Source organism: Pelagicoccus sp. SDUM812005 (genome assembly GCF_031127875.1).
In the GTDB taxonomy this organism is placed as follows: Bacteria; Verrucomicrobiota; Verrucomicrobiia; order Opitutales; family Opitutaceae; genus Pelagicoccus.
Map to the genome: position 1 here is coordinate 1 of NZ_JARXIA010000003.1, position 26,653 is coordinate 26,653.

The following is a 26,653-nucleotide window of genomic DNA, read 5'->3' on the forward strand; positions in this document are numbered from 1 at the left end:
TGTTCAAAGACGCTGTTTTTGGTTTGATCACACAACTTCCTTAACAGGAAGCATTTGCCAATGCAGCGTCTTTTTTCGTGAATTATTCAGGCTAGAGAATTCCTTGAGCGAAAAGCTGAGCATTCGCATGGAGCGGATCGCTGCGGAGCTGGAAAGAAACGCGTCCCAGATTCGGGCCAATTTCAGGGGGGATTCGGCAATTGTTGAGCGTATTCAAGAGTTGGAGCGTTTATCCTCCAGCTTCGCTTGCTTGAACGAAGTGCTGCAATTGGACGCGAGCAAGGGGAGCCATGGCATCGAGGCGATCGAGCTCGGCTCGGAGGTGAGGGAACTTTATTCGTCCTTGAAGAGCTTGCTGCCGCCGCGCGTGGAATTGGATGTGGAGGCCCTTGAGGACATCCGCTTGTATAGCCTTTCGAAGCGAGGCTTGAGCTTTGCCCTGACGGAGGCCTTGGTTTGCGTAGCGGAGCGGGTAACCCAGGACTTTAAGAGCCGCATCCATTTGACGATCGAAAGAGGCAGCTCTCGATCGGCCGAGGGCGGTTGTCCGGTCTTGCGCTACAGCTATACGGGGGAACCGGTCGGGAAGGCGGATTTGTTGGCCTTGTCGAAGACGCCTCACGTAGGCGTGAGCTCGGAAGTGGAAGGAATGCACTCGATCCTGACCATCGTCTTGGATTGCGATGCGTCGAAGCACCCTGCTCCGAGCGAACAGAACGAAAGGCCTCTGGTTTTGCTCGCGGAAGACGAGGGCGTATTGAGATTGGCGATACGGACGATGCTCGAGTCGCTCGGCTATGACGTCGTAGTGGCGGAGGATGGGGCGGAGGCAATTGATGCGTTTGCCCGTCGCAAGTCGGAATTTCAGCTCGCCCTAGTGGACTTGCAGATGCCGGAGGTGGATGGGTACGGAGTCGTTGCCTCGATACGCGCTTCGGTTGAGGATCTGCCCATAATCCGCATGAGCGGCGACTCCAACGACGAGCTGGGCGGGATGGCCGCTGAGGGCGACGAATGCAGCAGCTTCCTGTCGAAGCCCTTCGGGATTTCGGATCTCAAGCTCGCTATCGATAGCTTGCACCAGAGGGTTGGCGTTTAGCGCGGCCGCTGATTCGGTGAGCGCGGCGGCACGAAAAAGCCCCACGCTGCGAGGCGTGAGGCTTGAGGTTTGAATTTTTATTCTGCGCGGGCCTCTTAGATGAGCGAGAGAGCGGGCGTCTCGAGCAAGGTCTTGAGGGCTTGCAGGTACTGGGCTCCGACGGCTCCGTCGACGGCGCGGTGGTCGCAGCTGACGCCGATGGTCATCATTTGGCCGATCACGATTTCGCCGGCGTCGTTGACGATCGGCTTCTTCTCGGTCGCTCCTACGGAGAGGATGCCGGCGTTGGGCGTGTTGATGATGCCGTAGAAGCTGGAGATGCCGAACATGCCGAGGTTGGTCACCGTGAAGGTGCTGTCTGACATTTCTGCAGGGCTGAGCTTCTTGTTGCGGGCCTTGCCGATGAGTTCCTTGGCTTCGATGGCGATCTGCTTGAGCGTCTTGCTTTCTGCGTTGCGGATGACGGGAGTGAGCAGGCCGTCTTCGATGGCGACCCCGAAGGCGAGGTTGACCGATCCGTTTTGGCGGATGGAGCTGCCTTGCCAGGAGCGGTTCATGGTTGGAACGCGGCGTAGGGCTTCGGCGGATGCCTTGAGGATGAAGTCGTTTACGGTCAGCTTAATGCCGCCGCCGTGCTCGGCCGGTACGTTGGCGAGGTCGGCGTTGATCTTGGCGCGGGTGGCGAGCAGGTTGGCCGCGTTGACTTCGATCTGCAGGTAGAAGTGCGGTGCGGTGTTCTTGGACTCGACCAAGCGCTTGGCGATGACGCCGCGCATGGAGGAAACGGGCAGGTCTGCGTCTTCCGCGATGGCGAGGCCGGGAAGGGTGACCGATGCGGCTGGCTTGGACTCGGAGGCTGCGGTCTTGCTGGATCCGCCGGACTTCTTGGCGTCGAGCACGTCTTGTTTGACGATGCGGCCGTTGGGGCCGGTTCCCTTGATGGAGGCGAGGTCGACGCCTTCCGCCTTGGCCAGCTTCTTAGCGAGCGGGGAGGCTTTGATGCGGGAGTCGCTTTCGGAGGAAGTGGAGGAGGACGCGCTTTCGGAGGAGGCTTCCTCCTTTTCGCTCTTTTCTTCCTTGGGCTCTTCCTTTTCGTCTTCGGAGTCGCCGGAGTCGGAGGACTTCGCAGCGGGGGCGTCGGGAACTTCGACTTCTTCGCCTTCTTCGCCGATGGCGGCGATCGGGGCGCCGATGGCGACTTGCTCTCCGGCCTTGGCGATTTGCTTGAGCAGGATGCCGTCTTCGAAGGCTTCCAGTTCCATGGTGGCCTTGTCGGTTTCGATTTCGGCGATCACGTCGCCGGCCTCGATGGCGTCGCCTTCGTTTTTGAGCCAGTTAGCGACGGTTCCGACAGTCATGGTGTCGGAGAGCTTAGGCATGTCTATGAATGTTGCCATATGTCTAAATTTGTTGGTGTAGGATTGGAGGCGAAGAGGATTACATGATTCCGAGAACCTTCTCGACGACGGTGGATGCCTTGGGAAGCTGTTCCGGCTCGACCGCTGGGCTGTAGATGGCCGGAGCGTCGATGGTGGAAACGCGCTGGACGGGGGCGTCGAGGTAGTCGAAGGCCTTGTTCTGGATGGTGTAGGCGATTTGGGCGTCTACGCCGCAGAAGGGGCGATTTTCTTCCACGAGCACGGCGCGGTTGGTCTTCTTGACAGACTCGATGATGGTGTCCTCGTCGAGCGGGCGGATGGAGCGCAGGTCGACGACTTCGGCCTCGATATCGTGCTCGTCCTTGAGAATCTGGGCCGCGGTGAGGGCGACGGGAACGGAAGGGCCGTGGCAGACGATGGTGACGTCCGTGCCTTCGCGCTTGATGTCGGCCTTGCCGAGCGGGATGACGTACTCTTCCTCGGGCACTTCGCCGGTGGTTCCGTAGAGAAGGGTGGACTCCATGACGTAGACGGGGTCGTTGTCGCGGATGGCAGCCTTCATGAGGCCCTTGGCGTCGTAGGGAGTCGCTGGGCAAACCACCTTGAGGCCGGGCATGTTGGCGATGAGGTTTTCCGGCGTGTGGGAGTGGGTGGCGCCGACGTTGGTGCCGCCGTTGGCGGGACCGCGGATGACGATGGGCACGTTGATGAGTCCGCCGGACATGTAGCGTACGCAGCCGGCGTTGTTGATCATCTGGTCCCAAGCGACGTAGGCGAAGCTCCAGAACATGAGTTCCATGACGGGGCGGACGCCGAGCATGGAGGCGCCGATGCCCATGCCGATGAATCCGGCCTCGGAGATGGGGGCGTCGACGATGCGCTTGGGTCCGTAGCGCTCGAGGAGGCCTTCGGTGACTTTGTAAGCGCCGTTGTACTGGGCAACTTCTTCGCCGATGATGACGACGTTTTCGTCGCGCTCGATTTCTTCGGCGAGCGCGTCCTTGATTGCCTGTCTGTAGGAGATCTCTGGCATGTTAGTGTCCGTTTTTTGTGAAAATTAGTCGTTGAAGAAGAGGCGGCCTTCGGAGGTGCGCTGATCTGGGTTGTCCGCTTCCCAGTAGACGTCCTCGGTGATGGACTCGGCGGTCGGGAATTCGCTTTCGTCGGCGAACTGGGCGGCGACTTCGGCTTCCTGCTTCGCTTCGGAGTCGATTTCCTTCATCTCGTCTTCGCTCATGATCTTCTGGTCGAGGAGGTAGAGGCGGTAGACGTTGAGGGGGTCGTGGTTCTTGCGGTAGTCGTCGATCTCTTCCTTGGTGCGATACTTCTTGGCGTTGGCGTCGGCGACGGAGTGGCCTTGGTAGCGGTAGGTGTGGATCTCGAGGACGGTGGGCTTGGATTCCTCGTGGGCCCGCTTGATGGCGCGTCCTACGCCGTCGCGGATGGCGAAGAGGGACTCGCCGTTGATGTTTTCCCAAGCCATGCCGTAGCCTTCGGCGCGAGCGGCGAGGCCTTCCGCGGGGTGGGAGGAGGAACGCTCCTGGGAGGTGCCCATGGAGTAGCCGTTGTTTTCGATGATGAAGATGGCTGGCAGGTCCCAGAGGGCTGCGAGGTTGTAGGCTTCGTGCACGGCGCCCTGGTTAATGGCTCCGTCGCCCATGAAGGCCATAGCGGAACCGGTCTGGCCCTTGTACTTGACGCCGTAAGCGAGGCCGACGCCGAGCGGGATCTGGCCGCCGACGATGCCGTGGCCGCCCCAGTAGTTCTTGTCGGGAGCGAAGAAGTGCATGGAGCCGCCCTTGCCCTTGGAGCATCCGGTGGCCTTGCCGAGGAGCTCGGCCATGCATTCGTTCATGTTCATGCCGACCGCGAGGGCGTGACCGTGGTTACGGTAGGCGGTGATCATGTGGTCGTGGTCTCCCATGAGGGAGGCGCAGGCCACGGCGATTGATTCTTGTCCGATGTAGAGGTGGAGGAAGCCGCCGATCTTACCTTGCTGGTAGACGCGCAGGGAGCGCTCCTCGAAGCGGCGGATACGTACCATGTCGCGGTAGAACCCGATTTGCTCCTCCTTGGAGAGGCCTTTGTTGATTGGTAGTTTCGCTTCTTTAGCCAGGTTCGAAGTTGCTGGCTTAACGCGTTTCTTTGGCGTGGTTTTTGCGGTCACTTTTCTGTCTCTTGTTCTCGGATTTTGAGAATGAAATTCTTTGGAAACCGGGGATTCAAGGTGTTGGCCGCTTTGAGACAACAACAAAGCGGCGGATAGGGGACGGTTAATTTTTTCGGAAGTCGCTTCGATTAATGCTTTTGCGGGTTTGCATGAGCGGAACTGGGGGCGGGAACGAGGCCTTCGATCTCGAATTCCAGCGGCTTTCCGGGCTGGCAATCGACCTTTAGGGCCACGAAGCGGTCGTGGTATTTGTCGTAGATGTCCCAAAGTCCCTGGCGGTCGGTTTCGGGAATTGGCAGGCTGTCGATCTCCTCGCGGGTGTAGAAGGCGAACTCGCCTTCGTCGATGGCGGGCGGGAGGGCTTCGAGGGGCTTGCTGCACTCGAAGAGGAACATGAGCCAGTGCCCTTTGCCTTCGTAGGCTTTTTCGGCGGCCATGCAGAAAAGGTGCAGGTCTTTGTTTTCCAGCTGGATGCCGGTCTCTTCGAAGGACTCTCGGATGGCGCATTCGAAGGGGGACTCGCCGAGCGGCATCTCCAGTTTTCCGCCGATGGGGCTCCAGAGTCCGTCGTTGGGGGCCTTGGCCCGCTTGAGCATGAGGAAGCGGCCGGCCTTGTCTTTTAGAAATATGAGAGCGCTGATCTTGTACTGCATCGTGAAGTCTGGCGGCTGGAGTAGGCTCAAGCCGGGGCGCGGGGGCAAGCGGAATTGGCGTGAAAGGGGCCGCAACCATGGAGATTCGCTTGCTCCAAGGGCGCTTTGCGGCGATGGGTGGAGTCATGCTTGCTCCCACACGTTTGTTGCTTGGCTTTGTGCTTCTTGCGGTCGCAGCGCGTTCGCAGGCGGCGGAACTGGAGATCCTTCGGGTCGATTTCGACTTGGTTGAGCAGGAAGGGGCACGCGACCCTTGGTACGAGATCGCGGTCGCGGTTTCGGTGGAAGAGGGCGACCGCGGAAACGGAGCAAATCCGCGCTTCGCCGACGAGGTGGCGGTTTCGCTGGCTCTCGCGACGGAGGTCAACCGCGGCGGCGGACGGTCTTTCGAATTTTACGCGGCTCGGGTCGAGTATCCCACCTTGGAAGTGGGGCAGCACGTGGTCCGATTCTACCTGCCGCCGGAAATCGTGAAGCGGGACCGCGTCCGGGGAGAGCCCTTCGGTTACGAGATCGAGATCCTTTCGCCCGCCGGCTTGGAGGATTCCTTGGTTTCGCCAAACTTGGAGCGGCCGGAGGCCTTGCAAAGCTTCCGCTCGGAGGCGGCCTCCCGCAGCGAGGAATCTCGGGAAATGCGTCTGCAGTTTGAAACACCCTTCGCTTGGATGTATCCTAGGGATACTCCTAGTCCGCGATTGAAACGCCCGTAGGTCGATTGCCGTAAGGATTATCTGCCGGATCGTTAGGGGCTACGTAAGTCCCTAGCTCCGAAAGGTTTTAGCTTGTAATGGCTACTTGTTAAAAAAGAATGAACCAACCGTTCGCCTGAACCTTACCCATGTCCAATCCACACTTCTTAGCGATCAGCCTGGGGGCTAACTATCTCTGCTCGGTGCATCTGAAGATGAATCCGAGCGGTCGCTGCGAGTTGTTGGACTACCAGATCGATTCGGTAGACTTTTCCTCGAACGATCCTTTGCTTTGGCTGAAGGCGACCTCTGCCCACCTCGATGCGGTGGCCCTTCGCTTTCGCAGCCAGATGCCGGCTGGCTTTTCGATTCCGGGGCACGTGGCGCTTTGCAAGTACCTGAAGATTCCGCAGGTTTCTCGGGGCAAGCGTCCCAAGATCGTGGCGTTCGAGGCGAAGCAGAACATCCCGTATCCGATCGAGGAGGTGACTTGGGAGTTTGCGGTGATCGAGGAGGACGGTTTGGACTTCGACGCGGTCATAGGCGCCTCCCGTACCGAGATTGTGGAGACGATCGCTCGTTACAGCAAGGATTCCGAGATCGACCTGCGCGGGATCGAGCCGTCTACGACCTCCTTGGTAAATGTATTTCGATACAACTACGCCGACGTTAAGGATGCGGCGCTGGTCGTTTCGATCGGCGCCAAGTCGACGGATCTGGTTTTTGTCGACGGTACTCGATACCACTCCCGCAATATTCCGTTTGGCGGGCAGTCGATCAGCGCGGAGATCTCCGAATCCTTGGGAGTCGCGGTTAGCGAAGCGGAACGTATCAAGCTTTCCGCTACCAAGCAGGAAGCGCTCGCCAGCGAGGAGTACGCGGCCTACGAGAACGCCAAGCGGAACTTCGAAGCCCGTTTGGGCACGGAGGTGCTTCGCACCTCTGCGGTGCTGAAGCGGCAAGGCTTCGATTTCGAAGCGAAAGCGGTCTACCTGACCGGGGGCGGGTCGCTGCTGCCGCAATTGGATTCGGCCCTGTCGGATAAGTTGAAGCTCCCAGTCCAGGCTTTGGATCCAGTGCGAAACGTAAATGTATCCAAGGATTCGCTACTTGAGGAAATCAAGTCGGCGGCTCCCTTCCTCGCGGATGCGATCGGGATCGGGGTTGGCCGCTTCATGCCGGATGGCGCGACCCTGGACCTGACTCCGCGCAGCTTAGTGTGGCATCGCAAGTTTCGCCGCCAGCAACCGTTCTATCTTCTAGCGGGGCTGGTCGCCTGCGGCGCGGTGGGCTTGCCGATTTTGAATACGTCCTTGGAAATTCGCGCCTACGAGCAGGAGCTGCAGAACTTGGACGTACAGGTGCGGCCGTTGAGTCAGATCAACAAGGAGATCTTTAACCGGACGGAGCAGATTAAGCGGATACGCGACGTCATCGAAAAGACGGCCAGCGTGACGGCGGCGCGTTCCACCTGGTTGGACGTCCTCAACGATTTGCAGCGGCGTCTCGCGGATGTGGAGGACGTGTGGCTCGACGAGTTGAGGCTCGAACGCCCCGTCCCTAAGGCCAGCTCGGGCAGAGGGGTGGCTCGCGTGAAGCAGGACGATGGCAAGACGAGGGTTCATTTGAGCGGCCGCTTGATCGATGTCTACAATCCCGTGTCCAGCGTTAGTCCGGCGTCCTACGAGCGGGTCAAGACGCTGCTGGAGAGCCTCAATGAAGCGAACTTCGTCGCGAACCTGGAGAACGAGCAGTTCGACTATTCCGTCCCCGGCTTCCTGGGGTTTAAGTTCACGCTGGTCGTAAAGGAGGAGGTGCCGCTCTAGGCCTATTGTCATGACCTTCTTTCGCAAGAATCCCGTCTTCTACTCGATGTTGTTCGTCCTGCTCGGGACCTGCGGCGCGGGATTGTGGTATCTCGCCCAATTGAGCTCGGAGCTGAAGGAATTGAAGACAGCCTACGAAACGAAGGCGTCCCAATACGATCGATACGTTTCGGCCAAGCCGTCGCCTACGCGTTCGAACCTGGAGGCCATCGACGCCAACTACGACGAGCTCTACGAGGTGTACGAAAAGGCGCTTGGTATTTTGAAGTTGAATACGTTCGATGACGATTCGTTCTTCGGAACGACTCCGCAATCGAGGGCTGACTGGTCTTTCGAGCTGCATCGCTACAAGGAAAACGCCCGCTACGCCGCTTTGAGCAATTCCATCGCCTTGCCGGAAGAATCGGAGTTTGGCGTGAAGGAGTTTTCCAACAGCGTCCCGTCGGCCGAGCGCATGGAGCGGGTGCACCAGGAGATCGTGATCATGGCTTCCTTGCTGGAGACGCTTTTCGATTCAGGGATCAAATCCTTCGAGACGATTCAGCGCGGCATCAAGCCGCAGAAGGGGAAGGCTCTCGTCAGCTCCCGCGCTCCGGCGAATCGCCTTTTCACCGAGGGCGATTACTTCACGGTGGAGCCCGGGCAAAGCATCGCGGTTCCGGGAACGCTCGACAGCTATGTGTTCAGGGTCGCGTTCAGGGGGCAGTCGATCGCCTTGCGAAGCTTCCTGAACCGCATTTCGAATTCGCCCTTGCCCTTCGTGGTGCGTGGGGTGGAGGCCGACCTTTCCAGCGAAGGCGGGGAAAAGCAGGGCTTGGAGTCGATCGCCGAAAACCCGTTTGCGGAGCGGGAACGGAAAGCGCGTTCGCGGCCTTCGGCGGTTCCCATCATTTCGGACAACACTTCCCTGTTCGCAGTGACGATCGAGTTTCTGCAGCTGGCCGTCGAGATCGAGAAGCCACGTCTTGCCAGCGTGGAGAAGGGAGGCGGCGATGCATAAGTTTAAGCTATCCGAACTTTTGGACAAGCTGGTGCTCTTGCTGGCGATGCTGCTCTTTACCTGGGTGGGCGTGACGGCGATTTTCGAGGTGCGAAAGCTCGACACCATAGCGGGGCAGAGCCGGCCTATGTTGTCGGAACTGAAGGTCAACGCGCCGCTCTACGAGGCCAAGGCGCCTCAGGTCGAGAACGTCATCTGGAAGCCCGCCGAAAGCCAAAGCCGCGGCGACGAATGGGTGTTCGACGTGTTTACGCCGCCCGTGATCTACTACGATCCAGGCTCGCGCGAATTCGCTGTGACGCCGCCCAGTATTCAGCCTGTCGATACGCGGGACAACGAATGGGCGTCCTTCGACCTGGAGTTGCTGGAGGTGCGTTTGCGTCCCTATAAGCTGCAACTGGTGGGCTATGCCGGCGAAAAGGGCAGCTACGTCGCCTACTTCGAAAACACGGCGACCGGGGCGATCCTGTTGCTGAGGGAAGGGCAGGAGGATGCGGAGCTCGGCGTCCGGCTTACCTCCTTCCAGGAGCAGCAGGTCGAGATCGCGAGCGAGACGGGCACGCCGATCGTGCAAAGCGTCGGGGTGGCACGCATAGCGGACTACGCGTCCGGGCAACAAATGAGCCTTACCAACATGGAGACGAAGATGTTCTCCGACCTGGAGGCGAAGGTTCGTCTATTGCCGGCAGGAATCATCCGCTACGTGGAGGTGGGCAGTCGCCTCGAGCTCGAGTCTGGAGATTATCTCATCGAAGACTTGTCTGCGCAGCCCCAAGAGGCAATGATTACAAAAATTTCCAAGGACGGCGACCGCCGTTTATCCCGCACCCTAACCCCAGCTCCCATTTCCGATATCCAGCCTCGCGGCAGTCGCCAAGAGGCCGCTCCTCCAAGCCCCTTTGCAATCCGGCCCCGGCTTCCAGGCAAGAAGCCCCAGGGCTGAGTCCTGCTCCTCGGCTAGCTCAAATCCACCAACCACATGACTAAGAAGACGCCAACACTCAGATCCATCGTTCGTATCTGCAGCATCGGTCTCGCGCTCGCCGTCGCTGCCGGCTCTTACGGGCAAGACGACACGGAGACGAAAATCCGGCTGATGACCGAGGCTTTGCAGGCCCGCGATTCGGGAAACCTTTCCTTGGCCAAGGCCAAGCTCGACGAGCTCGTGAAGATCGCGCCTAACGACGCATCGGTGAAGCGTATCTTGGGAAGCGTCGAACGGCTGATAGAGAACCAGGGCGCCAGTTCTACGGCAGGAGCGGCGGTGAGCGAGGATCGCAACGCAGCCTTGCAGCGGGAGGCCGAGTACTTGGCCAGTTTGGAAACCGAGCGCATCGAGAAGTCGATGCAAAGCTCTCGCGAGATGCGGGAGGTGGCGCGTCGCCAGGCAAACCGAGGCGAGTACGATGCGGCCTTGCGTACGATTTCGCGGGCGATCTCCGGCATCGAGCCGAATCCCATGACCCAAGTCTTGATCGAGGAGCTGAAGCGGGACGAGCGCGAGTTCCTGCGGCAGAAGTCCCAATATTCGGGCACTACCGCGAACGGTTCTCCCAGTTCCATTTCCGTGCACGAGGCGAGTCCCGACTTCGTCAAGTTGCAGCAGCAGATCGAAGTCCTGAACCTGCGAGGCCGCAGCCAGTTTTTCGCAGGAGATATCGAAGGCGCGGAAGCGACTTTCAAGCAAATCGAAGCGCTCGACCCCAACAACGCCCAGGCTAAGAATTTCTTGATTCGCATCGCCCGCGAGCGGCAGGAGATGGGCCACCTCAACAAGCTCAAGACGCGCGAGCAATTGCTGCAGGAAGTGTCCAACGCCTGGCAGCGTCCTAGTATCTACGAAGAGCGTCCCGGTATCGAAGTGGTGGATACGGTGACGCTACCGCTTACCGAAAAGTTGAACCGGATCATCATCCCCAACGTGAACTTCACCGAGGTGGAGCTGAGCAAGGTGGTGAACACATTGAGCGCGATCTCGGAGCAATTCGACAGCACGGGGCTCGGCATCAAGGGCGTGAACCTCGTTCTGATCGATCCGCAGCGCGCGAACCCGACCGTCAACATCACCCTGCGAAACCTTTCCCTGAAGCGCATCCTCGATTTCATCGTGGATTCGGTGGGCTTCCAGTACGAGGTTGAGGCCGACGCGGTGGTCGTACGGCCCGGCGGCGAGCGTACGAATTTGGATACGGAATTTTTCCCGATCTCCCGTTCCACGGTGATCCGCATGACAGGCGGGAGCTCTGGGGCCGGTGGCAGCGGCGTGTTCGACGACCCGTTCTTCACCGACTCCGGCGATCGGGTGCGCGAAAAGGGCGTGGCCAACGACGCCCAGACTATCCGCGGCTTTTTGCAGCAGGCGGGGGTCGATTTCGCTGGAGTGGAAGGAAGTACCTTGGCCTACGATGGTTCCGCCATGATCGTGACGCAAACGCGTCGCAACTTGGAGCGTATCCGCAATTTGCTGAATCGCTACACGGACGTGAAGCAGGTGGAGATCGAAGCTAAGTTCCTCGAGATCCAGGAAGGCGCCTTGGAAGAGCTCGGCTTCGATTGGTTGGTGAACGAAAATCCGCGCGGCCAGCCGCAAAGCCAGTGGACGGACGAAGTCTACCAAGGCTCCATGCGGACGCTAGCCAACGCCGCCGCTCCGGGAACCACTGCGAACCAGATTACCATCGACTCCGATTCGTATTCACGTGTTGACGACATTGCTCCGCCCAGCTTGCCGGGCACCAAGTTGCTGGGGGCCGGTACGGTTCCGTTCACCAGCGTCATGGGCAGCATCGATGGGGTGAATCTAAACGTCGCGATCCGGGCCCTTTCCCAGAAGTCCGGTTCGGATCTCTTGAGCGCCCCGAAGGTTACGGTCCTGTCCGGTAACCAGGCGAAGATCAACGTGAGCCAAGAGTTCCGTTACCCGACCCGCTATTCCGATACGGAGAGCGACGTGGGCAGCACGCGCGGCGATTCGGCAAGCGCGGGCGTAACGATTACGCCAGGTACTCCCGAGGACTTTGAAACGCGCAACGTCGGCGTGGAGCTTTTCGTGACGCCGATCGTGGAAGAGGACGACTACAGCATCACGCTGGACCTGAATCCACGCGTTACCGAGTTCGAGGGCTTCGTAGAGTACGGTGGCCCGAGCATCGCGATTTCCGGAGGCACGACCGTTAAGACTCCTTCGGGATTCTATCAGCCGATTTTCGCGGTCCGCGAAGTGGAGACCAAGGTGACGATCTGGGATGGAGCGACTGTCGTCATGGGCGGCATGACGCGCGAAGATGTGGTCACGGTGAACGACAAGATTCCTTTCCTCGGCGACATTCCTTTCATGGGAAGGCTCTTCCGCTCGGAGGGCGAAAGCTCGGCCAAGCGAAATCTGCTCATCTTCGTGACGGCGAATATGGTGAGCCCGGGCGGCTCCCCTAAGCGCCAGACGCTTCGAGGCGTGCAGCCAGGGTCCTTGTTCCAGAATCCGACGATCGTGACTCCCGGCGGCAGCGAATCGCGCAGCCAATAGCAGAAGCTCGCGATCCAGCGCTATTTCAAAGGAAAGACGCATCCAGTTTTTGGATGCGTCTTTTTTTGCGAGTGGTTCAATCCGCGCTCCACGGGAGGGAGAGGCGAGTCCGCCTCAGACTTAAGGCTAGGCAGGAGCAAGGGCGCGAAAGGTGGAGCCGTCCTTCCATCGGCCGCTGATCGTGACGACCTTGGGGTGGGTCTCGAGCCCGACCTTGAAGCGATGGATGACGGCTACGAGGTGGTCGACGGAGGCGGTACCCACGTCTTCGCCGTTTTGCATGACGCCGGCTAGATCACGGTCATAGCTGTCGGCATGTAGGGATACGACGGATACCTGTTCGGGAATTTGGTAACCGGCTCGCTCGAGGGCGTCGCAATAGCGGAGTCCGCCGCCGCAAATGAGGGCGTCGGGGCGTTGCTCTTCGAACCAAGCCAGGAAGTCGGAGCTGGTATCGCTGGTTGCCGCCTCGATAAAGGGCTCGAGGCGCTCATGCTCCGCTTGCGTTTGCTGGGCGGCGAGGTAGCCGCCGAGCCAGTGGTTGTTGGTCCGATTGTCTTGGATTTCGGGACAGGCGAAACCGATCCGTTGGAAGCCGTGAGATTTCAGCTTTTCGAAGAGCAGGCGGGCGTTCCCGAATTGGTCGGCGATGACGGTGGTCAGCTCGGAGTTGCGCAGCGAGTAGCCGATGCGGACGGAGCAGAACTTGTCCCAAAACAGGTCGAGCTCGTCTACGCCGTGCGGCATGGGGCCTACGATGACCCCGGAGGCGCGGCGGCTGTCGAGAATCTGGGAGGCTCGGGCGGCGCTCATGCCAGGCTCGGACATCCAAAAGGGTTCCAGCCGGTAGCCGAGCTCTTGGCAGCGGCGTCGAGCTCCCGCGTAGCAGTCCGCGTAGAATCCGTGGCTTTTCGAGAAGAAGTCGCGTTCGCCGAAGCCGTTGATCCAGACCAAGGTTCCTTGGAAGCTGGGCTTGTGGTTTTGGGTGCGGTAGGCGGAAAGGGCGGAGAGCATGGGATCGGCGCGGTAGCCCATGCGTTCGGCTGCGGCCCGGACCTTCTTCTTGGTGGCCTCCTTCACGCGAGGGGAGTCGCGCAAGGCCTCCGCTACGGTGGTGAAGTGGACGCCAATTTCGGCGGCTATGTCGCGTACGGTGACGCGGCGGGCGACGTCTTCGCTGTCTTTGCCGGTTTGCTTGCTCATCTTTTCAGGGAAAGGGGGATCTGCTGTTAAACTACGGACAGGGGAAGTACTCAACCTCTGCGAATGCTAACTGTATGAAGGTGAGGCTGGCTCCCTTTTTCCGCAATCCTACAATTATTGCGGTAGGGCTCTAGGAAAGGCGCGGTTCGAGGGCTTTGATGGTGGGCAATTGTTATGTCCAGCCTGCCCAAGAACATTCTCTTTCTCTTCACCGACCAATTCCGAGCGGACTGCATTTCCGCCCTGGGAAACGAGGAGATCAAGACTCCCAATCTCGACAGGCTTGTCCGAAGCGGGACCGCTTTTACGCGTTGCTACACGCCCAGTCCGGTATGCGTGTCGGCCCGCCATGCTTTGACTTGCGGGGTGCCTCCGCACCAAACCGGCTGCGTGGACAACGTCGATATCGAATGCCACCGGACCAGCTTCATGGACGAGCTGAATATGCTCGAGTACCAAACTCATGGAGTCGGGAAAATGCATTTTGTGGAGGGGAAGGGCGACTGGGGGTTCCAGACGCGAGACATCTCGGAAGAACTGGCGTATCCAGGTGTTCGCGACGACTATCGGGATTACCTGGAGGAGAATGGCTTTGAGCATGTGATCGACCCTCATGGACTGAGGAGCGAGTACTATTACCTGCCGCAGCCGTCCCAATTGCCCGACAAGCATCACAATACGGCTTGGGTGGCGGATCGTTCGATCGACTTCCTAGAGCGCCGCGACCGAAGCCGACCGTTCTTTTTGTGGAGTAGCTTCATCAAGCCGCACCCGCCGTTCGAAACTCCTATCCCATGGTCTCGTATCTATAGCATGCACGAGATGGAGGAACCGTATTTGCCGGATGGATATGCGGATCAGCAGTGCTTCTGGAATCATATTCAGAATCGCTACAAGTATCGAGATGGCGGATACGATAGGCACCTGAGTCGTATGATTCGAGCTGCTTACTACGCGACCATTTCCCATGTCGATTACCACATCGGGCGAATCCTCGATGCCTTAGGGGACGAAATCAAAAATACCTTGATCGTCTTTTCCTCCGATCACGGAGAAATGCTGGGTGATTACGGTGCCTATGGGAAACGTTGCATGCTTGACGCCTCCGCTCGCATCCCGATGGTTGCCAGTTTGCCCGGAGTGATTCCTGCAGGGAAAACCTGCGACCATGCGACCAGCTTGCTGGATCTGTATCCAACTTTCATCGACACGGCCGATCCGATCCTGGGTAAGACTAACTTGGAAGGGCGAAGCCTTTTGGCGGCTTGCGATCCGGAAGGACGGGACCGTATCGTCTACAGCCAGTTTTCCCAGAACGGTTTGGCGCTCTACATGGCGGCAGACCGGGCTTGGAAGTACGTCTACAGCGTTGCGGACGAGAAAGAGTGGTTGTTCCGGGGCGGCCAAGAGGAAGTCAATCTTGCCGGGGATCCGGTGTTCGCGGAGGAGCTCAAGCGCTTGAAGGGAGCCTTGATGCAGCGGTTCGAGCAAGACGGCTACTGTGATCCTATAGACGGCGAGGAGTGGCGACGCTTTCCCAAATGGGAAATGCCCAAGGATCCGGACTACGGACTGTTGAGGCAGGATCCGCCGCAGCTTTCCGAGGAAAGCGCCAAGCTTGGAATCTACGATAGGCCGCGTCCCGAGACGGCGAACCTGCTGCAGGAGCTCGCAAACTTCTCCATCGAAAGCCTCGAGCCCAACCTGCGGTAGGTCGCGGCGTCGGGGCTCATCGGACTAGGAGCTACTTGCCTTAGGAACCCTTTCGATAGGCTTCTGCCAGCAGGGAAATGGGATGGGCGACTTGTTTCCCCAGTTGGCGGGAGTCGATGCCGTTTTGGATTTGCAGGTGGCAGCCGGGGTTCGCCGTGGCGACGGTCTTGGATTTCGTTTTGGCGAGCTGGTCGAGCTTGCGGTCGAGTTGGCGCTGCGATTCTTCGGGCTGGGTAATGTTGTAGATACCGGCGCTGCCGCAGCACTGCTTCGCTTCTGGCAGCTCTTCGTATTGAAGGCCAGGGATTAGCTTGAGCAGGGCGCGGGGTTGTTCGCTGATCTTTTGTCCGTGGCAAAGGTGGCAGGAATCATGGTAGGTCACGCTTCGCACGTCGCCGCCCTGAGGTGGCGGTACTAATTCGATCTCGGCGAGGAACTCGTGAATATCCTTGAGCTTGGCGTCCCAAAGCTTCGCTTTTTCGGCGTATTCAGGATCGTCGGACAGGAGGCGATGGTAGTGCTTGAGGTGGGAGCCGCAACCACCGGCATTGGAAATGATGGCGTCGAGGGCGGCTAGGTCTTCGAATTGGTCGATGTTCTTGCGGGCGAGCTCCTTCGCGAGGTCTGGCGCTCCGTTGTGTCCGTGCAGGGATCCGCAGCAATGTTGCATGCGAGGGGTTAGGACCTTGCAGCGATTGGCTTTCAGTACGTCGACGGTATCGCGATTGACATTGGAAAAGGCCAGATCCTGGACGCAGCCGGTGAGGAAGCCAACCGTGTACTTGTACTGGGCAGGGGATTCGCTTGCAGCTATGAGCGTATCGGAAAACTGGGCACGAATTCTAGGGGTCTGCGTTTCCAAGGCAGCGAGGCGGGGAGCGAGCCGTTTGAGAAGGCCGCTTCGCCGCAGAAGGCGGTCGAGGCCTAGCTGTTGGTAGCAATAGAGCAAGCGGCCCACGGCGCGCAGCAGGCGGGGGTGACGGAAAAGCAGCTTCAGGCTAAGCCATCGCCAGAAGCTGCGCTCGGGCGTGTCTAGGATTCCTTCCTGCTCGACTTGGGCTCGGGCGCTTTCGAACAAATGGGCGTAGTCGACTCCCGCGGGGCAGGCCGTGGTGCAGGCCAGGCAGCCGAGGCAGTAGTACATTTCATCGCCGAAGGCTGGGGTGAACTTCAGTTCGTCGTCGGCGATGGCCCGCATCAGGGAGATGCGGCCGCGAGGGCTGTGGCGTTCCTTGTGGGTCGTAGTGTAGGTCGGGCAGGTGGGGAGGCACATGCCGCAGTGCATGCACTGTTGCAGGACGGAGTAGTCGAGCTCCTTGAGGAAATTGCGGGCGGATTGCATGGTTGGCGATTGGGGAGGGCGACTAGAGGTCGAAGAGCTTGCCGGGGTTGAGCAGGTTTTCAGGATCCAAGCTGCGTTTCACGTGTTGAAGAAGTGAATACGAGGCGTCTGCGAACTGATCGGGCAGGTGGGCCTTCTTGGCGAGTCCGACTCCGTGTTCGCCGGTGATGGTGCCTCCTGCTTCGATCGTGTATTCAAAAATCTCGTGCAACGCCAGCTCCACGCGGTGGATTTCTTCGGGATCTCGCTCGTTGGTGAGGAAGGTCGGGTGCAGATTTCCGTCTCCCATGTGCCCGAAGTTAGCGATCTGCAGATTATGCTTTTGGGCTATGGACTCGATGAAGCGCACGGCGGCGGCCAGCTTGCTGCGAGGTACGGTGACGTCTTCGAGAATGGTAGTCGGACGGATGCGTGCTAGAGCGGAAAAGGCGGATCGGCGCGCGGTGGCGAGCTGTACGGCTTCGTCGGAGTTGGCGGCCACTCGTAGGCTAAGGGCTTGGTTGTTCGTGGCGATCGCCTGCATGCTCGCCGCCTCGGCCTCGACAACGGAGGAAGGACCGTCGCTCTCCATCAGGAGCAGGGCTTTCGCTTCGGTGGGGAGTCCGATCTTGGCGAAGTCCTCCACGCAGCGGATGGTGGTTTGGTCGAGGAACTCCAGCGTGCAAGGAATGATCTTGGCCGCGATGATATCGGAAACGGTTTGGGCGGCTTGTTCGATGTCGTTGAAGGTGGCGAGGATTGTCTTTCTAGCCTCCGGACGCGGAAGCAAGCGTAGCAGGATTTTGGTTACGATCCCCAAGGTGCCCTCGGAGCCGATGAAGAGGTCCTTGAGGGAGTAGCCAGCTACGTCCTTGACGCACTTGTTTCCGAGCCAAGCGATTTCGCCGTTGGCTAGCACCACTTCCATACCCATCACGTAGTTGCGGGTGACGCCGTACTTGAGGCCGCGGAGTCCGCCCGAGTTATTGGCTACGTTTCCGCCAATGGTAGAGATTTTCATCGAACCCGGGTCCGGCGGATAGATGAGCCCTTCGCGTGCGGCTGCATCGTCGATGGCTTGGGTGACGACTCCCGCTTCGGCTGTAAGGGTAAGGTTTTTCGTATCTATCTCCAGGATACGGTCCATCTTGACGAGGCAGATGACGATGCCGTTTTTCACCGGGATTGAACCACCCGAAAGGCCCGTGCCCGAACCTCGCGTGACGACTGGAGTTTTGGTCTGACCGGCTACTTTGACCACGGCAGCGACCTCTTCGGTGGTTTCCGGAAAGACGACAGCTTGGGCTCTTTCCTTGAGCATGGCGGTGCCGTCGAAGCCATAGGGGATAAGGTCCTCGATCTCGGTAAGGATTTGGTCGGGACGGAGGATTTCGCGAAGCTGGCGGATCATGTTGGGGAGTTCGGGGAATTATTTCGTTTGTTCGCAGGCGGATTCGATATGGGTCCGCATGGCGCGTTTGGCGGCGGCGGGATCGGATTGCTCGATCGCGCTCAGGATTGCGGCATGTTGCTTGATCGACTTGTTTACCCCGACGGCTGCGAGCGTTTGGGTTCGATTTTCGGTTTCCAAGTCAGCCACCGCTGAGAGCATCAGGGTCAGGACTTGGTTGTCGGCCAGTTCGGCAATGTACCGGTGGAAGGCGATGTCATGCTCGACCTGTTCCTCGTAATTGGGGGCTTCCACCATGTTCTGGTGGATGGCTTGCAGCTTTTTGAGCAACCTCGGTTGCGTGGGAGCTCGTTCGGCGGCCCAGGCCGCGATTTGCGGTTCGACGAGCAGTCTCAAGTCGGAGAATTGGCGTATGCGGTCCTTGGAGGGCGGCAGCTCTTTTTCCAGCAGCGCCTTGATGGGGGCGTTGGGGAGGTGCACGACTTTGACTCCGACGCCATGGATCGGCTCCAGGTAGCCTTGGATTTGCAATTGCTTGATGGCTTCGCGAAGGAGGGGGCGGCTGATCTCCAGCTCCTGGGCGAGAGAGCGCTCCGGCGGCAGCCAGTTTCGTTCGGGCCCGGCGTACTTTTTCAGCAAGAGCTGGGTTACGTCTTTGATCCGGTTTTGCTTGGTATTGGCGATCATAGGAAGGGAGGAAGGATTAGGCTAGGGGGTGCTTGGCAAAAGAGAGGGCGAGCACCGTCTGGAGGGCGACGCAAGAGACGATCCGCGGTAAGGGAGGACCCCGCCTTTGCCAGTCCAGTCGGGCTTTGGCTAGCAGCTTTGGGTTTGTGTATAGTGGTCAGACCACTGTATTGAGTGGTCTGACCAATGGCTGAGAGGTCAGACCACTGGGAAGAGGCTGTCAATGGTGTTCTGTTGAAGGGAGAAGGGGATGGCTCTAATGTTGGTTGGTTGGTTGGTTGGTTGGTTGGTTGGTTGGTTGGTTGGTTGGTCGAAGGCCGAGAGGGGGAGCGCTTTTATGTGGGGGGGCAGTTGAGGTGGGTGGGCTTCGACTGGAGTGAGAGCTTGGCCGGTTAGCTGGTATTTCTTGCGCGGAATGCGTTTGAGCCGTCGCGATAAGTCTGAGAGCGTCCTTCGTCTATGGTTAAGCTTGCAGTTATCGGAACTGGGGGGATGGCCCATCACCAAGTGGAGTCGTTCGGTAAAATCGAAAATTGCGCCGTGGTGGCGGCTTGCGATATCGACGAAAAGCGCGTTTTGGATTTCGCGAAGAAGTTCGCCATTCCGGCTGTGTATACGGATGTGGATCGTCTCTTGGCGGAGGTGGAATGCGACGCGGTATCGATCGTAACGCCCGATGCCTATCATCACCCGCTGGCCCTGAAGGCGATCGCCGCGGGCAAGCATGTGCTCTGCGAGAAGCCGCTGGCTTTGAACGCGGAGGATGCGTGGGAGATGAGCAAAGCGGCGGTAGCGGCAGGGGTGATTAACATGGTGAACTTTTCCTACCGGAACAGTTCGGCGATCCAGATGGCGGCAAAGCTGGCTCGTCGTGGCGAGTTGGGGACGATTCGCCATGTGCATGCCTATTACTTGCAAAGCTGGCTGGCCCAGGACGAATGGAATTTCTGGGAAACCAGTCCTCAATGGCTTTGGCGTCTTTCGACTAAGGCAGGCAGCATGGGGGTGCTGGGCGATATTGGCGTGCATATTCTGGATTTCGCCGGTTTGCCGGTGGGAGGCTTTGAGAGCGTTCATTGCAAGCTGAAGACCTTCGACAAGGGGGATGGGAATACGATGGGTGGCTACGAGTTGGATGCTAACGACTCCGCAATCATTACGGCAGAGTTCGCCAATGGCGCTTTAGGGACGATCCACACCACGCGTTGGGCACAGCCGCACATCAATTCGCTTCGCCTCAATGTCTACGGGGACAAGGCTTCCATCGAGATTGATCTGGACGAAAGCTACTCGAGCTTGAAGATTAGCCGTATTCTTGGCCGCAAGGCGATGGATTGGGAAACGCTGGATTGCGGCGTGACTCCGACGAATTTCGAACGCTTTGTCGCTGCAGTGGAAACAGGAGTTCAGGATCAGCCGGACTTCGCTCGCGGGGCCGAAATCCAGAGCGTGCTCGACGCCTGCTTCGAGTCCGACAGGAACGATAAGACCGTGGTCCTCCCGAAAAACGATACCCGAAAAGAAAATGTCACTAAATAACGAATACGATATTCGCATCGGCACCTTGGCTGGCAAGGGCCAGCAAACTGCTGACTACGTCAAGGCTATCTTGCCGCATGGATTCGAGTCCTTCCAGGTCAACTTTTGGCAGTCGCTCGGAGAGGTTGACTTGCCGCGCCTGGCTGAGGACTGTTGCAAGGCTCTGGAGGGCAGCGACGCGATCGTCTCGACCCTAGGCATGTACGGAAACCCATTGGGCGACGGAGAGGACGACGAGAAGACGCGCGAAGGTTGGCGTCAGTGCATCGACAACGCCCATCTTTTCGGCACGGACTTGGTCTGTGGTTTCGCGGGGCGGGTGAGGGATGTGCCGGTGCCGGAGTCCATCGATCGCTACGTGGAGGTTTTCGGGGAATTGTCCCGGCGAGCCGCGGACAAGGGAGTGCGCATTGCTTTCGAAAATTGCCCGATGGGTGGAAACTGGCTACGCGGCGACTGGAATATCGCTTTCAATCCGGCGGCTTGGGAGCTGATGTTCGACGCTTTGCCGGTCGACAATATCGGCCTGGAATGGGAGCCCTGCCACCAGATGGGTCAGCTCATCGAGCCGCTGCCGCAGCTTCGCAAGTACGTGAGCAAGGTTTTCCACGTGCATGGCAAGGATGCGAGCAACTATCCGGAGGTGATCCGCGAGTTTGGAGTGGATGGGCCGAAGCCGTTCTCCGAGCATCGGCATCCAGGATTTGGGGACAGCAACTGGACGGATATTATCAGCGAGCTGCGTCGCGGTGGATACAAGGGGACGATCGACATCGAAGGATGGCACGACCCTGTTTACGTGGGAGATCTGGAGATGACGGGGCAGGTGCATTCCTTGAACTATCTGAAGTCCTGTCGCGGCAAGTACGTTGCCAATCCTGAAGGCTTTTAGCCGGAGCGCCGCAGGCGACCTCGCCGCGCACGCGAGGTCGGTGCAGCTTGGTGTTTGCGACCGCCGGTCCTAAGTATTCTTGGCCCAGTGGGCGAGCACGGCAAGGGCGGGGGCTTTGACGAGATCGTTGAAGGAGTGGTCGCCGCCTTCGATCTTCTGGAAGGTTACGTTTGCTTTGCCGAGGGCGTCAATGGATTCGCTGTCCTTTATAGGAACGACGTCGTCGGCCTCGCAATGGAGCAGTAGCCAAGGAACGGATACTGACTTGGCGGCGTCCAGGACGCTGCCAATGGTCTCGCAGAGATCGGTCATGAAGGCTTGGCTGAGCGGGCAACTTTCCTCTTCCCACATGAGGCCTTGGTCGGGCGTTTCCTCGCCGAATTCGGTGAGGGCGAAGGTTTTGGTGTCGACCATGCCGGCTAGGGAAACGAGGCGCTGGATTCGCGGATCCTTGGCGGCTCGCAGGACTCCGACGGCGGCGCCCATGGAGTGTCCGACGTAGGCGATCTTGCGCTCGGGTATCGCGTCTAGGACGGAGCCGAGGTCCTCGACTTCCTTGCTAATGGTTGAGTCTTGGAAGCGGCCTTCCGAGTCGCCGTTTCCGGAGAAGGAGAATGCGAGGGTGTCGAAGCCGGCGGCGTTGAGGGCCTTGGCGGCGTCGACGACGATGGGCCGATCCTTGTTGCCGGTGACTCCATGGGCGATCAAGTAGAGCCACTCGCTCGGCTTTTGCGGGTCGGCTTGCTGGTAGCTGTAGTCGATCCGTTCTTGGTGGGCGTTTCGAATGGTGTCGAACATGTGGATACGTGGCGTTGGCTGGGGCTACTCGCTGCCGCGGCGGCCGGGGAAGGTGAGTTCCGCGATTCCGGATTTGTCCAGTTCGCCCAAGCCAAGCTCGCAGAGCTTGTTGTATTGTTCCAGGGTCGCCTGGGCGAGCGGCATGGATACGCCTTTCGACTTGGCGAGCTCGAGGGCGATTCCGGAGTCCTTGGCGGCGTGGGCGGCGGAGAAGAAGCAGTCGTGGTCGCGGTTTAGCATGTCTTCGGAGTCGGTCTCGAGCACGCGGGAGTTGGCTCCGGTTTGGCTGAAGACTTTGCAGAGCATCTCGAGGTCGATCCCGAGGGCGGCGCCCAGTCCGAGCCCTTCGGCGAGGGCCGCGGTGTTGATGTTCATGACCATGTTGACGAGGGCCTTGACTTCGGAGGCCTTGCCGGAGGGGCCGACGTAGGTGAGGGCTTTGCTGAGGTCGTCGAGCAGAGGCTTGGCCGCTTCGAACTCGGATTTCTGTCCGCCGATCATCAGGTAGAGCTCGCCGTTGCGGGCTTGGGGAATGGAGGACGCCATGCAGCCCTCGAGCGTTTTGGCGCCGACTTTGGCAGCGGCGTTTTCGAGCTCGATATGGATTTCGGGAGTGAGGGTGGCGCAGTTGATGAAGAGCTTGCCGTCGGCTCCGGCGAAGAGGTTGTCCTCGCCGTAGAAGATGGAGCGCATGGCGGCGTCGTTGGTCACGACCGTGAGGATGACATCGGCCCGCTCGGTGACCTCGGCTAGGCTGGAGCAGGCATGGGAGCCGATCTCGCTGGCGAGTTCCTGGGCGAGGTCCTGGTTGATGTCGTAGAGGGCGGCGACTTGGTAGCCTTTGTCCTTGAGGCAGCGAGCCATGTTGCCGCCCATGCGGCCGAGTCCGACGAATCCGATCTTCTTGTCTTTCATGCTAAAAATCCAGTGGGTTGGTTTGCTAGGTGGAAGGCAGCTTGCCTGCAGCAGGCCGGTTCGGTCAAGGATTTGGCTCCTGGGGACCGGCTTCGGATAGGGGGACGTGTATGGTCCGGCTTTGCCTGCGGCGATCTCGGGAACGCCGGATTTTAGCTATCTTTCCAGGCGGGCGTAGGGGCCCATCATGGCTCCGATGAAGTTCCAGGCTCGCGTGGTGGTGAGCAGGGTGGCGTCTTCGTTTCGGGCAAGGGTGAGGATCCTGCCGTCCGGCGTTTCCAAAAAGAAGGAGATGTCGGCTTTTTCGCCGACGATCCGGAGGGTGACGCTTTGGCCAGCCTCAAGGCCGCTCAGCGTTTGCGAGGCGACTACGCGGGCGGGGCCGTCCTCCGCTTTTTCGAGGAAGGCTTCGTAGCCGTGTTCCGTTTTTCGGATACCGCAGTAGTAGTGGTAGTCTTCGCGGATGAAGGCGGCGACGCCGGCGGAGGTTCCTGCTTCGGGCGCTGCGAACTGGGTGGCAGCCTGGTAGCTGGAGTGTTGCTGGCGGCGGGAGATCCAGGACAGATTTTTAAGTTCGGCGAGGGTGACGCTGCGGGGCGTGATCTTCAGCTTGCCGCCTTCGATGTTTAGCCACCTCTCCTGAGGCGTACGGAGGTACATCCACTCGTATCCAAGTTCTGGATCGTCGAAGTCGTCCCGCCAAGCGAAGTTGCCGGTGGTGGGCGGGGTTGCCGTTTGGGTGAGAGGGAGATCGGGGCGATCGAGCTGCCAGGGGATTTCCTTTCCGCGCTCGAGGATGATGGGCCATCCTTCTTCGGTCCACTCGATGGGCAGCATGTAGACTTCGCGGCCGGTGTTGTAGAAACCGCCTTCGTAGGGACGGATCGCCAGGAAGGTGGCCCACCAGTCGCCGTTGGGCAGCTCGAGGAAGTCGGCGTGGCCGGCGGCGATGATGGGGTGCGGACGTTCGGCGGGGAGGTCGCGTTGGGTGAGGATGGGGTTGCGCTCCCAGGGGATCCACTCCTGGTCGAGGCTGCGGGTGCGGAAGATGACTTGGGAGTGCTGGATGCTGGTGCCGCCCTCGGCGCAGGTGAGGTAGTACCAGCCGTCCTTTTTGAAGATGTGGGGAGCTTCGATCCAAACCGGCTTCTGGCTCAGGTCGACGCCGCCGTTGATGATGATTTTGCCTTCACCGACGGGTTGGTTGGTAGCGAGGTCGATTTCCCAGAGCCAAACGGCGCGGTGGCCTTCGTAGAGGGACTGGTTGCCGGGGGGAGGTCCGTTGTGGGTGAGCCAGACGCGTCCGTCGTCGTCGAAGAAGAGGGAGGGGTCGATGCCGTCGATCCAGGGGAGCTCGATGGGGTCGGACCAGGGGCCGGCGGGATCGGTGGAGGTCACGTAGAAGTTGTTGATCCCGTAGACCGAGGTCGTGATCAGGTAGAAGACGCCGTCGTGGTGGCGCAGGGTGGGGGCGAAGATGGCTTGGGAGGCGGTGAGGCCGTCGGTGCCGGTGAGCTGGCTGGGACGATCCAGGGCGTGGCCGATTTGCTGCCAGTTGACAAGGTCGCTGCTGTGGAAGATTGGCAGGCCGGGGAAGAAGGCGAAGCTGGAAGTCACCAGGTAGTAGTCGTCGCCGACGCGGCAAGAGCTGGGGTCAGGGTAGAAGCCGGCGAGGATCGGGTTCTGGAATTGTCCGCTGGGCGGCGGCGTGTCGAAGATCTCGTCGTTTCCTTGGTAGGAGAACCAGTCGAAGGCGACGGGCTGGGGGGCTGCGGCGAGGCTGCAGGCCGTGGCTAGCAGCAGGGAAGACGCGATGCTCTGGAGTGGGGTCATGGTGCATGAAAAGGGAATCGCGACGCGGGGCGAAGTAAACCGCGCAGGTTCGTCTCACTAAAGACCGTCGTCGGAGGAGATAGGCGAGGAAAGTGGACCGAGGTGGACAGGGACTTGCGTGATGGGCTGGGGGCTGCGTGCCAGGAGGGGCGAAGGGGAGGAGCGAGAATCGACTCGAAGCTTGCTTAGCGGATCTGCTTGGGCGGAAGTTGGGAGCGTGAATGCTGGCGAAGAATTGTGTTTGGCTTGTGGGATGTGCTGCGACGGCACTCTTTTCGATAACGTCCGCTTGGGGGCGGACGAAGATGCTGCCGCGGTCAAGGCCCTCGGCTTGCCGGTAAGGTTCTCTCGGGCGAAGGTCCCGGTGGCATTCTTTCGCCAGCCCTGCCGCGCCTTGGGTGCGGACTGTACCTGCAGCGTTTACGCGAACCGGCCTGCCCAGTGCCGTTCCTTCGAATGCGGAGTGTTCAAGGCCGCCGAATCTGGCGATATCGGATACGAGTCGGCTCATCGCTTGGTGAAGCAAGCTCGGAAGCGGGCGGAGCGTGCTCGCAAGCTATTGAGGAAGATGGGCGAGCGGGACGAAGGGCTCTCGCTGGGGGCTCGCTTTCGCCGCGTGCAGCGTTGGGTGGAGTCAGGGGAAGTCGACGCAGCGGCGGGCGAGACCTTCGCGGCCCTTGGCCTGGCCATGCACCAGCTCGACTTGCTAGCCCATCGGAAGTTCTACACCGAGGAAGAGGTTTAGGACGGGGTTCGGCTGCAGTGCTGAGCGGACTGTCTATGGAAACGTATATATCCTTCCTCTGGGAGGCTGTTGGATGACAAAGGGTAAAGATTGACGCTTTTCGGGCCACATTGGAAATATTTATAGTATTGCTTTATATACATCGGTATCCGAAAAAATCGAGAAATCTATTGGATTCTCGGCGTAAGGGTTCTGATAAATTGTCATCTTTATGCCAGTAGTGCGCTTGCTTTCGAGTACCGCGAGCGCTGAGATGTAGGTTTTGTTCTCTTCACTGAATTTTCTATCTCTTCTTATCGAGCGAATCGTTGGAAGCTTCTTCGTAACCCCAACCCAATACTGCGTGCCTCCGAACATTGCGGCTTCTATATGTTCTCTCTCCAATAGGTAGTGATTAGAAAAATCCATAGCCACCAGAATAGTTGGGATGTTCTCATCCGAAAAGAATCGTAGCTGTTTTTTTGCACTTTCGATCGTCTTTCCTAGCTGGACTCCGTGTAACGGAGAGCCAAGTTTTTGGATTTCCTTTATTTCACAGCCTATTTTAACTCCTTTTATATGGACGTAGTAATCAGGCCTCTTTTCACCTTGTCTTTTTGATTCGAGTATTTGCTCGAGTGAGTAACCTCGAGCTTCACAATACTCTTCAAACGTCTTTTCCGAATCAGTTTTCATTATCCAACGCAGATTACAGGCGGCGAGCGCGTGCGCTCGTTGTTTGCGACTTGTTAGTGTTTTCTTTTCATGGGTCGAATGTGACTGGAACTCTAATCAGTGAGTTTACGGGTTCGCCTTCATTTAGTGCAGGAAGGAACCTCATCTTTCCAACTGCGAGGAGTGCTGACTTGCCAAACTCTTCATGTGTGGCTGTAACAAGCTTCAATTTCGTAGGAACGCCTTCGTAAGTGACAACGGTTTCGATAACTGCTTCGCCAGTAATCTTTTTCTTTCTTAAGTTCTCTGGGTACGGCGGAGCAATGGAGACGATGACAAGGGGTTCAAGCGTTTTGCGAGATTCGATCGCTCGTCTGTGCGTCTCCACTTTTTGGTGATAGGTTTGATCCTGTTCCTTTTCCTTGGACGCATGCAGCTCTCCTGACAATAAAAGTGTGGCATGAGCTATAGCAGCTAACCTCAAGATTTTTTTTCATTTTCTCACTAGCAGTAGTATTATGCGTGATTGTGCGCGTTTTTGGTATGACTAACAGAGAGGGTGTTATTGGGCGCTTGTGTCTATGTCGCTACACTCGGTAGCGA

23 protein-coding genes are annotated in these 26,653 nt (G+C 58.9%); 10 read left to right on the forward strand and 13 right to left on the reverse strand.

What is annotated here, in order from left to right; all coding sequences use genetic code 11:
• Nucleotides 1-103: 103 nt before the first annotated feature.
• A complete protein-coding gene (locus QEH57_RS05185; RefSeq protein WP_309005625.1) occupies nucleotides 104-1,099 on the forward strand; it encodes a response regulator in 996 nt (331 codons plus the stop codon).
• A 95-nt stretch (nucleotides 1,100-1,194) separates the two neighbouring features.
• Here the strand turns inward: QEH57_RS05185 and QEH57_RS05190 are convergent, their stop codons facing one another.
• The 4 genes from QEH57_RS05190 to QEH57_RS05205 form a co-directional block, all read right to left on the reverse strand.
• Nucleotides 1,195-2,496, reverse strand: coding sequence for a dihydrolipoamide acetyltransferase family protein (locus QEH57_RS05190; RefSeq protein WP_309005626.1), 1,302 nt, complete (start codon nucleotides 2,494-2,496; stop codon nucleotides 1,195-1,197).
• Nucleotides 2,497-2,536: 40 nt separating this feature from the next.
• Entirely contained in the window at nucleotides 2,537-3,511 is a 975-nt protein-coding gene (locus QEH57_RS05195; protein ID WP_309005627.1) for an alpha-ketoacid dehydrogenase subunit beta, read from the reverse strand.
• Between the two features lie 24 nt (nucleotides 3,512-3,535).
• Nucleotides 3,536-4,594, reverse strand: coding sequence for a pyruvate dehydrogenase (acetyl-transferring) E1 component subunit alpha (gene pdhA / locus QEH57_RS05200; RefSeq protein WP_343224755.1), 1,059 nt, complete (start codon nucleotides 4,592-4,594; stop codon nucleotides 3,536-3,538).
• Between the two features lie 182 nt (nucleotides 4,595-4,776).
• Nucleotides 4,777-5,331 carry an NUDIX hydrolase gene (locus QEH57_RS05205; RefSeq protein WP_309005629.1) on the reverse strand — a complete coding sequence of 185 codons (555 nt, stop codon included), beginning with the start codon at nucleotides 5,329-5,331 and terminating at the stop codon, nucleotides 4,777-4,779.
• A 47-nt stretch (nucleotides 5,332-5,378) separates the two neighbouring features.
• On the opposite strand from QEH57_RS05205, the gene QEH57_RS05210 reads away from it, so the two are divergent.
• The 5 genes from QEH57_RS05210 to QEH57_RS05230 all read left to right on the forward strand — a co-directional run bounded on the left by QEH57_RS05210 (nucleotide 5,379) and on the right by QEH57_RS05230 (nucleotide 12,339).
• Nucleotides 5,379-6,011 carry a hypothetical protein gene (locus tag QEH57_RS05210; protein ID WP_309005630.1) on the forward strand — a complete coding sequence of 211 codons (633 nt, stop codon included), beginning with the start codon at nucleotides 5,379-5,381 and terminating at the stop codon, nucleotides 6,009-6,011.
• 128 nt (nucleotides 6,012-6,139) lie between these two features.
• Entirely contained in the window at nucleotides 6,140-7,816 is a 1,677-nt protein-coding gene (gene pilM, locus QEH57_RS05215) for a pilus assembly protein PilM (RefSeq protein ID WP_309005631.1), read from the forward strand.
• A gap of 10 nt (nucleotides 7,817-7,826) precedes the next feature.
• Complete coding sequence (locus QEH57_RS05220) at nucleotides 7,827-8,816, forward strand: Amuc_1100 family pilus-like protein (RefSeq protein ID WP_309005632.1); 990 nt, start codon at nucleotides 7,827-7,829, stop codon at nucleotides 8,814-8,816.
• Nucleotides 8,809-9,759 (forward strand): hypothetical protein, encoded by a 951-nt coding sequence (locus QEH57_RS05225; protein ID WP_309005633.1) that lies wholly within the window; start codon nucleotides 8,809-8,811, stop codon nucleotides 9,757-9,759. Before QEH57_RS05220 ends, QEH57_RS05225 begins: the two co-directional genes overlap by 8 nt.
• 36 nt (nucleotides 9,760-9,795) lie before the next feature.
• Entirely contained in the window at nucleotides 9,796-12,339 is a 2,544-nt protein-coding gene (locus QEH57_RS05230; RefSeq protein ID WP_309005634.1) for a hypothetical protein, read from the forward strand.
• A gap of 126 nt (nucleotides 12,340-12,465) precedes the next feature.
• Here the strand turns inward: QEH57_RS05230 and QEH57_RS05235 are convergent, their stop codons facing one another.
• Nucleotides 12,466-13,542: a LacI family DNA-binding transcriptional regulator gene (locus QEH57_RS05235; protein WP_309005635.1), complete on the reverse strand. Its 1,077-nt coding sequence runs from the start codon at nucleotides 13,540-13,542 to the stop codon at nucleotides 12,466-12,468.
• A gap of 174 nt (nucleotides 13,543-13,716) precedes the next feature.
• Between QEH57_RS05235 and QEH57_RS05240 the strand changes: the two genes are divergently transcribed.
• Nucleotides 13,717-15,255, forward strand: coding sequence for a sulfatase-like hydrolase/transferase (locus tag QEH57_RS05240; RefSeq protein WP_309005636.1), 1,539 nt, complete (start codon nucleotides 13,717-13,719; stop codon nucleotides 15,253-15,255).
• 40 nt (nucleotides 15,256-15,295) lie between these two features.
• Here QEH57_RS05240 and QEH57_RS05245 read toward each other — a convergent pair whose 3' ends face one another.
• From QEH57_RS05245 to QEH57_RS05255, 3 genes are read right to left on the reverse strand one after another with little or no spacing between them, the layout of a single operon-like run.
• The gene (locus QEH57_RS05245) at nucleotides 15,296-16,597 is read right to left on the reverse strand and encodes a (Fe-S)-binding protein (protein ID WP_309005637.1); all 1,302 of its coding nucleotides are present in this window, start codon (nucleotides 16,595-16,597) and stop codon (nucleotides 15,296-15,298) included.
• 22 nt (nucleotides 16,598-16,619) lie between these two features.
• Entirely contained in the window at nucleotides 16,620-17,987 is a 1,368-nt protein-coding gene (locus QEH57_RS05250; RefSeq protein WP_309005638.1) for an FAD-linked oxidase C-terminal domain-containing protein, read from the reverse strand.
• Nucleotides 17,988-18,005: 18 nt separating this feature from the next.
• Nucleotides 18,006-18,674, reverse strand: a complete 669-nt coding sequence (locus tag QEH57_RS05255) for an FCD domain-containing protein (RefSeq protein WP_309005639.1) — start codon at nucleotides 18,672-18,674, stop codon at nucleotides 18,006-18,008.
• A gap of 459 nt (nucleotides 18,675-19,133) precedes the next feature.
• On the opposite strand from QEH57_RS05255, the gene QEH57_RS05260 reads away from it, so the two are divergent.
• Both QEH57_RS05260 and QEH57_RS05265 read left to right on the forward strand, forming a co-directional pair.
• Complete coding sequence (locus QEH57_RS05260) at nucleotides 19,134-20,213, forward strand: Gfo/Idh/MocA family oxidoreductase (RefSeq protein WP_309005641.1); 1,080 nt, start codon at nucleotides 19,134-19,136, stop codon at nucleotides 20,211-20,213.
• A complete protein-coding gene (locus QEH57_RS05265) occupies nucleotides 20,200-21,105 on the forward strand; it encodes a sugar phosphate isomerase/epimerase family protein (RefSeq protein ID WP_309005642.1) in 906 nt (301 codons plus the stop codon). Before QEH57_RS05260 ends, QEH57_RS05265 begins: the two co-directional genes overlap by 14 nt.
• 69 nt (nucleotides 21,106-21,174) lie before the next feature.
• Here the strand turns inward: QEH57_RS05265 and QEH57_RS05270 are convergent, their stop codons facing one another.
• From QEH57_RS05270 to QEH57_RS05280, 3 genes are all read right to left on the reverse strand, one after another.
• Nucleotides 21,175-21,903, reverse strand: a complete 729-nt coding sequence (locus QEH57_RS05270; protein ID WP_309005643.1) for an alpha/beta fold hydrolase — start codon at nucleotides 21,901-21,903, stop codon at nucleotides 21,175-21,177.
• Nucleotides 21,904-21,927: 24 nt separating this feature from the next.
• Complete coding sequence (locus QEH57_RS05275; protein ID WP_343224753.1) at nucleotides 21,928-22,818, reverse strand: NAD(P)-dependent oxidoreductase; 891 nt, start codon at nucleotides 22,816-22,818, stop codon at nucleotides 21,928-21,930.
• A gap of 156 nt (nucleotides 22,819-22,974) precedes the next feature.
• Entirely contained in the window at nucleotides 22,975-24,651 is a 1,677-nt protein-coding gene (locus QEH57_RS05280) for a glycoside hydrolase family 43 protein (RefSeq protein WP_309005644.1), read from the reverse strand.
• Nucleotides 24,652-24,832: 181 nt separating this feature from the next.
• Here QEH57_RS05280 and QEH57_RS05285 point away from each other — a divergent pair, with 181 nt between their 5' ends.
• On the forward strand, nucleotides 24,833-25,396 hold the full coding sequence (locus QEH57_RS05285; RefSeq protein ID WP_309005645.1) for a YkgJ family cysteine cluster protein: 564 nt from the start codon (nucleotides 24,833-24,835) through the stop codon (nucleotides 25,394-25,396).
• A 120-nt stretch (nucleotides 25,397-25,516) separates the two neighbouring features.
• Here the strand turns inward: QEH57_RS05285 and QEH57_RS05290 are convergent, their stop codons facing one another.
• Together QEH57_RS05290 and QEH57_RS05295 are read right to left on the reverse strand one after the other, a co-directional pair.
• A complete protein-coding gene (locus tag QEH57_RS05290; protein WP_309005646.1) occupies nucleotides 25,517-26,071 on the reverse strand; it encodes a hypothetical protein in 555 nt (184 codons plus the stop codon).
• 67 nt (nucleotides 26,072-26,138) lie between these two features.
• Nucleotides 26,139-26,438 carry an energy transducer TonB gene (locus QEH57_RS05295; RefSeq protein ID WP_309005647.1) on the reverse strand — a complete coding sequence of 100 codons (300 nt, stop codon included), beginning with the start codon at nucleotides 26,436-26,438 and terminating at the stop codon, nucleotides 26,139-26,141.
• Nucleotides 26,439-26,653: the final 215 nt, after the last annotated feature.

Coding starts and splice junctions, on each gene's coding strand:
- QEH57_RS05255 (WP_309005639.1), bottom strand. CDS start 18,674: ATGATCGCCAATACCAAGCAAAACCGGATCAAAGACGTAACCCAGCTC.
- QEH57_RS05210 (WP_309005630.1), top strand. CDS start 5,379: ATGGAGATTCGCTTGCTCCAAGGGCGCTTTGCGGCGATGGGTGGAGTC.
- QEH57_RS05245 (WP_309005637.1), bottom strand. CDS start 16,597: ATGCAATCCGCCCGCAATTTCCTCAAGGAGCTCGACTACTCCGTCCTG.
- QEH57_RS05270 (WP_309005643.1), bottom strand. CDS start 21,903: ATGTTCGACACCATTCGAAACGCCCACCAAGAACGGATCGACTACAGC.
- QEH57_RS05250 (WP_309005638.1), bottom strand. CDS start 17,987: ATGATCCGCCAGCTTCGCGAAATCCTCCGTCCCGACCAAATCCTTACC.
- QEH57_RS05265 (WP_309005642.1), top strand. CDS start 20,200: ATGTCACTAAATAACGAATACGATATTCGCATCGGCACCTTGGCTGGC.
- QEH57_RS05195 (WP_309005627.1), bottom strand. CDS start 3,511: ATGCCAGAGATCTCCTACAGACAGGCAATCAAGGACGCGCTCGCCGAA.
- QEH57_RS05225 (WP_309005633.1), top strand. CDS start 8,809: ATGCATAAGTTTAAGCTATCCGAACTTTTGGACAAGCTGGTGCTCTTG.
- QEH57_RS05275 (WP_343224753.1), bottom strand. CDS start 22,818: ATGAAAGACAAGAAGATCGGATTCGTCGGACTCGGCCGCATGGGCGGC.
- QEH57_RS05235 (WP_309005635.1), bottom strand. CDS start 13,542: ATGAGCAAGCAAACCGGCAAAGACAGCGAAGACGTCGCCCGCCGCGTC.
- QEH57_RS05240 (WP_309005636.1), top strand. CDS start 13,717: ATGTCCAGCCTGCCCAAGAACATTCTCTTTCTCTTCACCGACCAATTC.
- QEH57_RS05190 (WP_309005626.1), bottom strand. CDS start 2,496: ATGGCAACATTCATAGACATGCCTAAGCTCTCCGACACCATGACTGTC.
- QEH57_RS05280 (WP_309005644.1), bottom strand. CDS start 24,651: ATGACCCCACTCCAGAGCATCGCGTCTTCCCTGCTGCTAGCCACGGCC.
- QEH57_RS05230 (WP_309005634.1), top strand. CDS start 9,796: ATGACTAAGAAGACGCCAACACTCAGATCCATCGTTCGTATCTGCAGC.
- QEH57_RS05220 (WP_309005632.1), top strand. CDS start 7,827: ATGACCTTCTTTCGCAAGAATCCCGTCTTCTACTCGATGTTGTTCGTC.
- pilM (WP_309005631.1), top strand. CDS start 6,140: ATGTCCAATCCACACTTCTTAGCGATCAGCCTGGGGGCTAACTATCTC.
- QEH57_RS05260 (WP_309005641.1), top strand. CDS start 19,134: ATGGTTAAGCTTGCAGTTATCGGAACTGGGGGGATGGCCCATCACCAA.
- QEH57_RS05290 (WP_309005646.1), bottom strand. CDS start 26,071: ATGAAAACTGATTCGGAAAAGACGTTTGAAGAGTATTGTGAAGCTCGA.